Raw genomic sequence first — 10,148 nt, forward strand, 5'->3', positions numbered from 1 at the left:
TACCGCCACGCCTGGAACATCGTTAGAATCGACGGGAAGTACTATCAGTTGGATGTAACCTTTGACAATAGCCTGGGTCACGATGGAATAATCCGATATGACTATTTTAATCTGGAGGATAAGCAGTTTTTCCGGGATCATGAGCCGGTGATCTATGAGGTGCCCGCATGTAAAGAGGGAAATCACTTCTACTACCGGGAAAAGAAGCTTTCCTTTACAAAAACAGAGGATGTAGCGAAGCGGACAATACAGGCAATCAGAAAGGGAAAGCCTCTGATATTTCACTGGAGAGGCGGATACCTGACCAGGGAGACGCTGTCCGAGCTGCTGTTATTGCTGGAACAGACGGCACGGCAGAAAGGCAGACATGCCAGAACGAGCCTGAATTGGCCCCAGGCGGTTTTCCAGATTGCATTTACTGAGGAAACACCTGTGGAAGAAGTGATTGTGGAAGCTGCCAACGAAGGCGAATTATACCATTTGTCATCTCTAAATGACCAGTTGTCGCAGCAGCATTGACTTTGTCATTTGAAAATGGGATAATCCGTTATATCAAAGGAAAGCGATCTGGAGCCTGTGAGAAAGCAATTTCTAATACGCATTATGGAAAGGGAACTATGAAAATACAACTTTTGATTGATAAGAAATATAAGCAGCCTGAAATTCATATATGCAGTGATGAAAAGAACCAGATCACAGACCATCTTGTCCGGACCATCGGTCAGGCGGTCAATCTCACGCTGACCGGATATGAAAAGAATGCCGCTGAGATCTTACCTTGTGAATCGCTTATCCGCATTTATTCACAGAGTAAAAAAGTATTTGCCGTCTCGGATACGGGTACTTATCAGTTGAGAGAGCGGCTGTATGAACTGGAAAAAATTCTGGATGGAAGCCACTTTGTAAGGATATCCAATTCCGAAATCATTAATATCAGGAAGATCCGGAGGCTGGATACAGACCTGGCAGGAACCATACGGATTTATTTTAAAAATGAAACGGAAACATATGCTTCCAGAAGATACGTTTCCAGAATCAAAAATGCATTGGGAATATGAGGTGATGTGAATGATTAAAAAGGCGATTTATAAAGGGCTGAGCAGCTTTTCGTATGGGGTAACCATTAATCTCATTTTAGGCATTCTGCTGACCTTTACAATAGGGGAGGGGAAGACCGCCCCGGTAGTTCCGGAATTTGCAGCACATTTTCCATCAGATCTCATAGCGTTTGGCGTACAATGTCTGCTGATCGGCATTACTGCAATGTCGTTTTCAATGGGGACTGAGATAATGGAAATCAAAAGCTGGAGTCTGGTCAAGCAAAGCATTGTGTACTTTATCGTTACATCTGCGGTCTGGGTTCCGGTAAGTATGTTCTGCTGGGGATTTGGAAAATATATGCAGTCAACCATCACTGTTATATGCAGCTATGTTACCGGTTATGTCATAAGCTGGTATATCCAGTACAGAATCTGCCGGCAGGATATTGAAGCAATTAACCGTAAACTGGAAGAGTTGAATCAATCATAAAAAAGAGGAGATGGAGAGATGGAAAAAGCAATTGTAATTAAGAATCTGCGAAAAGAGTTTGGCTTAAAAGTAGCTGTCAGAGATATTTCACTGGAGGTGGAAGAGGGGAGTATTATTTCCCTGCTGGGTGTTAATGGTGCAGGTAAAACCACGACGATCAGGATGCTCAGCGGACTTTCCAAACCAACGGGCGGAGACGCTTTTATATTTGGAAAAAGCATTCGGAATGAAATGAATGAAATAAAGAATATCAGTAACCTCTCTACCCAGGAAACGGCCGTGGCACCCAACCTGACGGTTTTGGAAAACCTGGAATTTATGGCGGAACTCTATGGGCTGTCTGCTCAGGAAGTGAGAGCCCAGGTGGATAAAATTATACAGATGTTTTCCTTTGAAGAGGTGAAAAATCAGAAGGCAAAGACACTTTCCGGAGGCTGGCAGAGGAAAGTCAGTATCGGAATGGCGCTGATAACCGCACCCAAAATCCTCTATCTGGATGAACCTACCCTGGGGCTTGATGTACTTGCACGAAGAGAGCTGTGGAAAGATATTGAGTCATTGAAAGGGGAAGTGACGATTGTGCTTACTACCCATTATATGGAGGAAGCGGAACATCTTTCCGACTGTGTGGCGGTTATGGTGAACGGAGAGATAAAAGCCTGTGGAAGTGTAGAAGAATTGAAAGTTCTGACGGCTGCAGACTCATTGGAAAATGCTTTTGTCTCCATTGCACAGAATCAGATTGCATATAGTGGAAATGAATTAACAGACACGCTTTAGCGAAAGGAGAGATTATAATGAGGAGTATTGTATTTGCGAAAAGAGTTGTGAAGGAAATGCTGCGGGATCCGCTTAGTTATATTTTTTGCCTGGGATTTCCCATTGTGATGCTAATTGTCATGACGGTTATTGACAGGAGTATCCCAAATGAAACGGGAATGACGATTTTTCATATCCAGTCCCTGCTGCCCGGAGTTGAGGTTTTTGGATTGACATTTATAATGCTGTTTACGGCACTTCAGGTTTCCAAAGACCGGTCAACTGCTTTTTTAATCCGGCTGTATGCATCACCCATGAGGCCCATTGATTTTGTGTGCGGATACACCCTGGCGATTTCCATGATCGCTGTCTGCCAGGTAATCATTACTTTTAGCGTAGGATTCGTAATGGGTCAGTTTACGGGGTACAGCTTTCATATTGGATATCTCATTGCCGGACTGCTTGTGTTAATTCCGTCCGCCCTTATGTTTATCGGAATCGGTATGTTTTTTGGAACCTTATTAAATGATAAAGCGGCTCCCGGGATATGCTCCATTATTATTACTGTGGTCAGTATGCTGGGAGGTATATGGATGGATATTGACATGATCGGTGGGACGATTACGAAAATAGCACATGCTTTACCTTTTTATCAGGGCGTAAATGGAGCCAGAATGGCAGTTCAGGGTAATTTTGAAAATTTGGCAAAACCGCTTTGCATCATTTTGATTTATGCATTTATCATCTATTGTGCTTCTGCACTGGTATTCGGCAGAAAGATGAAGAGTGATTTGACTTAAAATATCCAGTGAATTAAGTATACTGTGTTTAAATTTCCTGCAATAAAAAGTTTTTAACCCGATCCGGTGAGAATTCATCGCCGATAAAATATATAATGTCTTTTTCTGTTAATGTAGCATAGGAACCGGGTGAAATTAAGATTTTATCATTTCTTCGGATTGCGATCACAGTTGCGGTTGTGTGTTCCCAAAACCGCAGCTCGGCTAAAGTTTTTCCTACGCACTGCATATCCGGAAGAATTTCAAATTCAAAGGGCATAAATGGATGCAGCATTTGAAACCGGTTCGTGCTTTCAATCAGCGCTTCTACCTTTTCCGTAAGATTATCCAATTCTTTTTTCTGCCGTGATATATTGTCCAGCAAATCTTTTTTATAGTTATGGATAGTCTGAACACTGTTAAACTGCTGTAAAAACCGCCATGCCTTTTCCTGAGACAGGATCGTAACGCCGCTGCCTTTTGTTGTTGAAACAATTTCCAGATCAGCCAATATGCAGATTGCCTTGCGCGCTGTCTCGGGTGATACGGAATACTGACTTGCAATTATTGAGCGGGAATAAATTTTCTCACCCACAAGGTATTGTCTTTCTGCAATTTTAGCAGCAATATCCGCCGCAATTTTTTGATAAACCGGCAGCTGGACTGCTTTTTCACTTTTGTTTATACCCATGTGAAATATCTCTCCTGTATATAATATTATATCTAAATTATATCTTAATATAGCATAGTCCTGCGCCGGTCACAAGGATTTTTTAACACTGCCGGATTGCGTCAGATCCATTCATTATTGAACTAATCCATTGCTTTCCAAAAACTCTCTTGCCACCTGTTCCGGGGGCTGCTGCAATTCGTCTACTTTGTAATTTAAGTCCATCATGACTTCATCGGTCAGATAACCTCCCAGTTCTTCCATAAGGGGTGCAATTTCCGGGCATTCTTCCAGAACTTCCCCTCTGATAATCGGCATTGCATAATAGGGAGGGAAAAAGGCTTTGTCGTCCTTTAGCACTTTCAGATCAAATTTTTTCAGCAGACCGTCAGTTGCAAAGGCGTCAATAATATCAACGTCCTCATTAATCAAGGCAGTGTAACGGGGTGATCCATCCAGAGTCACGCTTTCCCCAATGGTAAATCCATATTCTTTTTGCAGGCCGGGCAGACCGTCAGCACGATTTGAGAATTCAAATACAGTGCCGGACTTCATGTTGTTTGCGACTTTTGCAAAATCACTGATGGTTTCAAGCTTGTATTGCTGCGCCGTTTCCTGGGTGACAGCCATTACATAGGTGTTGTTAAACTGCATCTGCTTCAGAACATCAATATCATAGAGTTCTTTCAGTTCTGCTTTCGAGGTATTATAGACCAGTTCCACATCGTTGACCGGCGGATGCTGGAGCGTATCGCTGTATGCCGTGCCGCTGTATTCCACATACATATCAATGTCCCCTGTCTTCATAGCACCAAAGCAGACCTGTGTTCCGCCCAGTTCCACCCTCCGGTTGACCGTAATATCGGTGCGGTCTTCAATAAAGTCAGCAACCATATTGCCCAAGACTGCCTGCTCTGTATAATCTTTGGAGCCGACTGTAATAGTTCGTCCATCGCTGGAGGCACCTCCAAAAGAAGTAAATACCAGAATGGCTGCAGTTGCCGCTGCGGCTGTAATCAGAATGCCCTTTTGCATTTTCCGCTGCTTTTTCTTGATGTTGTTATCGCCTTTTTGCAGGCTGACCGGTGTTACCAGTTTTTCTACGGTGCCGATTAAAAAGTCCACCAGCAATGCAAGAATACATGCGGGTATTGCACCAGCCAGAATCTGGTTGTTATTTACGGTACGGATTCCTGAAAATACCAGATAGCCCAGGCCTCCGGCTCCGATAAAAGCAGCCATGGTCATCAACCCTACCGCCGTAACCGAAGCGATGCGGACACCAGCCATAATGACTGGAAGAGCAAGGGGAATCTGTACCCGTGTCAGTACCTGAAAAGGCGTAAGTCCGATTCCCTTTGCGGCCTCTAAGGTCTGTGGATTGATATTCTCAAGCCCGGTGTAAGTATTTTTGATAATTGGCAGCAGGGAATACAGTACAACCGCGCATATAGCCGGTACTGTTCCAATGCCCAGAAATGGAATCATAAAGCCAAGAAGCGCCATGCTTGGAATAGCCTGTACGATATTTGCCACCGATAAAATCGGCTTGCTCACTTTGCTCACATAGGAAATCAGAATACCCAGGGGAACACCGATTAAAATAGCCAATCCCACAGAGATTGCTGTCAGCTTAATGTGTTCCACCAGCAGACTAATGATTTGCAGATAATTTAATTGAATGTACGAAATAAAACTCATTCTTCATCCTCCTCTCCCACATCCAGATATTGCTGGCTCAGTGTTGTTACCAGACTGCTTCTGGTAATCAGCCCTACGAGTATGCCGTCCGCATTGGTGACAGGAACAGTAGAGGAATGATTTTCTGTAACAAGCTTCATGGTATCCAGGATGCTTTCTTCCGGTTGCAGTGTCAGGACATTCCGCTTCATGAAGACTTCAGCAGTCTGTGTTTTATCCGCTGCACCTCTAAGCTGGCTTGCCTTAACAATTCCTAAAAGCCGTTTGCTGTCCCGGTCAACTACCAGCAGGCTGTCAACCTTGTTCTGGCGCATTTTATCAATGCATTTTAAGACGGACATATCTTTTGTTGTGGTAACCGGTTTTTCGATCATGATATCAGATACCTTGATAAATTCCGGTGAGGACCAGATTCGGTTCTGTCCCACAAATTGGGAGACAAATTCGTCAGCCGGATTCTTTAAAATATTTTCCGGTGTGTCGTACTGCAGAATGGAGCCGTTGCGCATAATGCATATTTTATCAGCAATTTTTACGGCTTCATCCATATCATGGGTTACGAATACAATTGTCTTTTTCAGCTTGGATTGTAACTGTATCAGCTCGTCCTGTAAATCGGATCTGGTGATGGGATCCAGCGCGGAAAAAGGCTCATCCATTAAAATAATATCCGGATTCGTTGCAAAAGCCCGGGCAACGCCAACGCGCTGCTGCTGTCCCCCCGAAAGCTCAGTGGGGTAGCGGTTTAAAAATTCATCGCAGTCAAGCCCTACCATCTGCATCATCTGCTTCGTGTTCTCGGCAAGTTCAGCGGGATCTGTCTTTTGTAGTTTGGGAATCAGTTCAATATTTTCCTGAACAGTCATATGGGGAAATAAACCGGTCTGCTGAATGACGTATCCGATCTTCCTGCGCAGTGCTACTTCATCCATGTTCTTAATATCCTTTCCATGGATGGTAATGGTACCACTGCTTGGCTTAATCAGCCGGTTAATCATTTTAAGCAGCGTCGTTTTCCCACATCCGCTTTCACCGATGATAGTAACTAATTCGCCTTTGTCAATGGTAAAATTGACGTCTGTCAAAACCCGTTGTGTTTTGTAGGCTTTGGTAATATGTTCAAATTGAATCATTTTTCAGCCTCCTTTCAAAGTAACTACTTTTAGCATATAGTAAAGTTGTTACTTTGTCAAGGCGTACAAAAAGCCACATTCTGGGTATAGGTCCAAAAAAGCCAGCAGATATGCTCTAATAATAAGGGCTTCTGTTGGCTTTTATTTATACATTTTGCAAGAATTCACGGATATAATACAGTGCAGCTCCGATTGCCGGAGTATATTGTCCCTGGGTTCCCAGAAGGATCTGTTCTCTGGAAAGGGTAAAAGGAGACGAAGAATTTACCTGATTCAGAAGATAGGTTACGTCATCTTCGGTAAAAAAAGGAGCCAGATATCCGCTGATAATAATGGAACCGTCTATCATAATATTCAGGTTACGGATGGCGAATGCCAAATGGTTCAGGTAATCGTCCCATATCTGACGGCAGCGGGAACCACCATTTTCCAACTCCTGAAAAAAGGCAGTAATGCCCATGCCGGAGGCATTTTCCAATGCATTGGCAGAACAGTAAGTTTCCAGACAGCCCCGGCATCCGCAGTAGCACATTGGTCCGTCAGGGGTAATACACAGATGCTCAATAATGCCGCTGTGCATATGAATGCCCTGGTGGACCTGGCGGTTTGTAATGACAGAGCCGCCCATATTGCGGTTTAGCAGAAGAACAACGGCACTGTCTATTTCTTGATGGTTCCACAGTTCCAGGTATGCCGCTGCTTTGGAATCGTGTTCCAGACGGCAGGGATAAGTAATAAATTCTGTAAAATCAGACAATTTCATCTGAATATTATCCATAATCACGCCGTAGCTCACGGACTGTCCATCGGGAGCAATAATCCCCTGAGTGGCAATAGATACCCCCAGGATAGAGGAGTGGTCCAGGTCATTTTCGGAAATAAATTCTTCAAGTTCCAGACCTAGCTGCCGGTAGTAATCAAGGGAAGGCTGATAAGGGATGTCCTGTGTGGAATCAAAAATTACAGTTCCATAGAGATCAATCGCTACGAAATGAACCATTTTTTTTAGAATTCCAATCCCAATGGAGATTCTGGCTGTACGGCGAATCTGGATTGCCTGGGCTTTGCGTCCTCCGGTAGATTCGAAGTAGCCATTTTTTTCAAGCAGACCTTCTTCTTCTAATATTTTTAGATTCTGGCTGACAGTAGATAGCCCCATTTGCAGCTTTTGGACAATCTGAAGTTTTGATGTAGTGACCTCCTGCCGGATAAAAGAATACACTTTATTCTTATTAATTTTTTTGACCGCCATCGTTGTCATTCCTTTATCGCTCATAGAACCCTCCTTCGTCTTTTATTCATTTCATCGGTCTGACTGCAAATACGCTGGGGTGTGGTAGATGGAGCATTCGTTTGATGAAAAGAAATATGAAACACGCTCTAGTATCTTATATCATAGTATGCTTGAATTTAAATTGCAATTTAAAATTAATTATTATGCAATATAGACAAGAAAACAATCAAAATATTGGAATAAAAGTCTATTGTTATTCTAAATATTAAGTTATATACTCTACTTATGATTAGGTGTTACGTATAAGTGCTATATATAAGAATGAATAATGGAGGAAGATCATGAAAAGTGCAGTGTTCTATGGGAAGCATGACTTAAGAATCGAAGAAGCGAAGAAGCCTGAAATCGGACCCAGGGATGTGTTGATTCAGGTGAAAGCATGTGGAGTATGCGGTACGGATGTACATATTTATGAGGGGGATAAGGGGGCTGCTGAAGTAACCCCGCCAACGATTCTGGGACATGAATTTTCAGGTGTGGTGGTAGAGACCGGAGCGGAAGTGGAAAATTGCAGAGCAGGGGACCGGGTATGCATTGATCCCAATTGTTACTGCGGAACCTGTGAACCCTGCCGAAATGGCGTGGCTCATTACTGTGAGAATATGATCGGATACGGTACTACCGTAAACGGAGGTTTTGCGGAATATTGTGCAGTAAATGAAAGACAGGTATATCAGCTGGGGGAGAATACATCCTTTGAACAGGGGGCTATGGCGGAGCCGGTTGCCTGCTGTCTGCATGGAATTGACATGTGTGAGATTCAGCCGGGACACCAGGTTGTGGTAATCGGAGGCGGAATGATCGGACTGTTGATGATGCAGCTTGCAAAACTGGCAGGAGCAGCTAAAGTTGCTCTATTGGAACCTGTGGAGAATAAAAGAGCGGTAGCTGAAAAGCTGGGTGCAGATATCTGCATTGACCCTGTACGGGAAGATGTAAAAGGAGCATTGAAAGCTGCAGGCATGACCTGGATCAATACGGTTATTGAATGTGTGGGGAGGCCGTCCACAATTCAGCAGGCAGTAGATATTGCAGGCAATAAGGCGGTGGTTATGATGTTCGGACTGACAAAGCCGGATGAAACCATTTCAGTGAAACCATTCGAAGTCTTCCAGAAGGAATTGGTGCTGAAAGCATCTTTTATCAACCCCTATACACAAAAGCGTGCTCTGGATCTGATTGATTCCAAACGCCTGGATGTGAGCAGCATGATCTATGAAGTCTGTGGACTGGAATCCCTGGAAGATGTATTGAGCAAACCGGAATTGCGTGCCAATGGAAAGTACATTATTTCTCCTGAAAAGTAAATTTGCCACCTCTGCTGTAAAAGGCAGGGGTGTTGTTGTCTTAAAATTGGTTGAAGATTGGGGATCAATGAAGTATAATGAAACAAAGTTACAGGCAGCGAAGTGAGGTCTTTTGCGAAAGAAACGAATTAAGTCAAATACCCCTGGGCAGCTGCTAAATGGATGTGATCACACATCTGTCAGAATCGTTGCCCGGGGAATAAAGGAGGTTATACTTTATGTGTATCGAATTCAGGAAAGTGAGCGGATTCCCCAGAGGAACCATATGCAAGTTATTAACAGATGCCTACTCTTTTGATGAAAGAATGGTTCAGTGCTGGGGTGCCGACTGGAAGGAGTTTGATGATTTTTTCTATGACAATCTTCAGATTGCAGATAAATACGGATTTATCACTACTTTAAATGGGGAAGCAATCGGAATGGTTTCTTGGGACCCGAGAAATATGCCGGAGTATGCAGCAGTCGGGCATAATTGTATTAGAAGAGAATACAAAGGCAGAGGCTATGGGAAGATGCAGCTTCAGGAAGCTGTCAACAGAATCATGGAGAGTGATGTGATAAAAATAATAGTAAATACCAATGCCGGTTTGTTACCGGCACAAAGAATGTATGAGAGCGTTGGCTTTAAAAAAGTCCTGGTAAGAAAAAATGACGGCATAGCTGAGTTTGCCGGCGATAATATTGATTATGAAATCATTGTAGATGAATATGGAGGTAAAACAATCAGGTAAAACATTCAGGTGATCAACGCAACTGCACTTTATTGGTTAAAAATGGTAATGAAGTATCTGATTTCTGCGCCAGGTGTGTGCCTGCTTAGAAGTAATACCGCTGGGCTGAACTAATTGCATCAGGTACTAATACTATAGGGAACACGTTTAAGTGCCTTGCTCTATGCTTTATATTTGGGTTTTGCTGATTAAGGACGCTTTGTATAAGACAGGTAGTGTACGAAAAGATGGGCGTGGGAAACTG

General features: G+C 43.4%; 10 protein-coding genes and 1 pseudogene. 7 read left to right on the forward strand and 4 right to left on the reverse strand.

Annotated elements, in window-relative coordinates; genetic code table 11:
* The 5 genes and pseudogenes from ACH2DQ_RS13540 to ACH2DQ_RS13560 all read left to right on the forward strand — a co-directional run.
* Positions 1-519, forward strand: a pseudogene (locus tag ACH2DQ_RS13540) (peptidase); the annotation flags it as partial.
* A 98-nt stretch (positions 520-617) separates the two neighbouring features.
* Positions 618-1,058, forward strand: coding sequence for a LytTR family DNA-binding domain-containing protein (locus ACH2DQ_RS13545; protein WP_394912702.1), 441 nt, complete (start codon positions 618-620; stop codon positions 1,056-1,058).
* A 10-nt stretch (positions 1,059-1,068) separates the two neighbouring features.
* On the forward strand, positions 1,069-1,530 hold the full coding sequence (locus ACH2DQ_RS13550; RefSeq protein WP_394912703.1) for a DUF3021 domain-containing protein: 462 nt from the start codon (positions 1,069-1,071) through the stop codon (positions 1,528-1,530).
* An 18-nt stretch (positions 1,531-1,548) separates the two neighbouring features.
* Positions 1,549-2,310, forward strand: a complete 762-nt coding sequence (locus tag ACH2DQ_RS13555; protein WP_394912704.1) for an ABC transporter ATP-binding protein — start codon at positions 1,549-1,551, stop codon at positions 2,308-2,310.
* A 17-nt stretch (positions 2,311-2,327) separates the two neighbouring features.
* On the forward strand, positions 2,328-3,089 hold the full coding sequence (locus ACH2DQ_RS13560; RefSeq protein WP_394912705.1) for an ABC transporter permease: 762 nt from the start codon (positions 2,328-2,330) through the stop codon (positions 3,087-3,089).
* A gap of 28 nt (positions 3,090-3,117) precedes the next feature.
* Here ACH2DQ_RS13560 and ACH2DQ_RS13565 read toward each other — a convergent pair whose 3' ends face one another.
* The 4 genes from ACH2DQ_RS13565 to ACH2DQ_RS13580 all read right to left on the reverse strand — a co-directional run bounded on the left by ACH2DQ_RS13565 (position 3,118) and on the right by ACH2DQ_RS13580 (position 7,848).
* Positions 3,118-3,759: a TrkA C-terminal domain-containing protein gene (locus ACH2DQ_RS13565; protein ID WP_394912706.1), complete on the reverse strand. Its 642-nt coding sequence runs from the start codon at positions 3,757-3,759 to the stop codon at positions 3,118-3,120.
* Between the two features lie 114 nt (positions 3,760-3,873).
* The gene (locus ACH2DQ_RS13570) at positions 3,874-5,439 is read right to left on the reverse strand and encodes a glycine betaine ABC transporter substrate-binding protein (RefSeq protein WP_394912707.1); all 1,566 of its coding nucleotides are present in this window, start codon (positions 5,437-5,439) and stop codon (positions 3,874-3,876) included.
* Entirely contained in the window at positions 5,436-6,572 is a 1,137-nt protein-coding gene (locus ACH2DQ_RS13575; RefSeq protein ID WP_394912708.1) for an ABC transporter ATP-binding protein, read from the reverse strand. Before ACH2DQ_RS13575 ends, ACH2DQ_RS13570 begins: the two co-directional genes overlap by 4 nt.
* A 145-nt stretch (positions 6,573-6,717) precedes the next feature.
* Positions 6,718-7,848 carry an ROK family protein gene (locus ACH2DQ_RS13580; RefSeq protein WP_394912709.1) on the reverse strand — a complete coding sequence of 377 codons (1,131 nt, stop codon included), beginning with the start codon at positions 7,846-7,848 and terminating at the stop codon, positions 6,718-6,720.
* 299 nt (positions 7,849-8,147) lie between these two features.
* On the opposite strand from ACH2DQ_RS13580, the gene ACH2DQ_RS13585 reads away from it, so the two are divergent.
* A complete protein-coding gene (locus tag ACH2DQ_RS13585) occupies positions 8,148-9,173 on the forward strand; it encodes a zinc-dependent alcohol dehydrogenase family protein (RefSeq protein ID WP_394912710.1) in 1,026 nt (341 codons plus the stop codon).
* A gap of 218 nt (positions 9,174-9,391) precedes the next feature.
* Positions 9,392-9,904 carry a GNAT family N-acetyltransferase gene (locus tag ACH2DQ_RS13590; RefSeq protein ID WP_394912711.1) on the forward strand — a complete coding sequence of 171 codons (513 nt, stop codon included), beginning with the start codon at positions 9,392-9,394 and terminating at the stop codon, positions 9,902-9,904.
* The last annotated feature ends 244 nt before the right edge of the window (positions 9,905-10,148 follow it).

The sequence above is a fragment of the Robinsoniella sp. genome, from assembly GCF_034124845.1.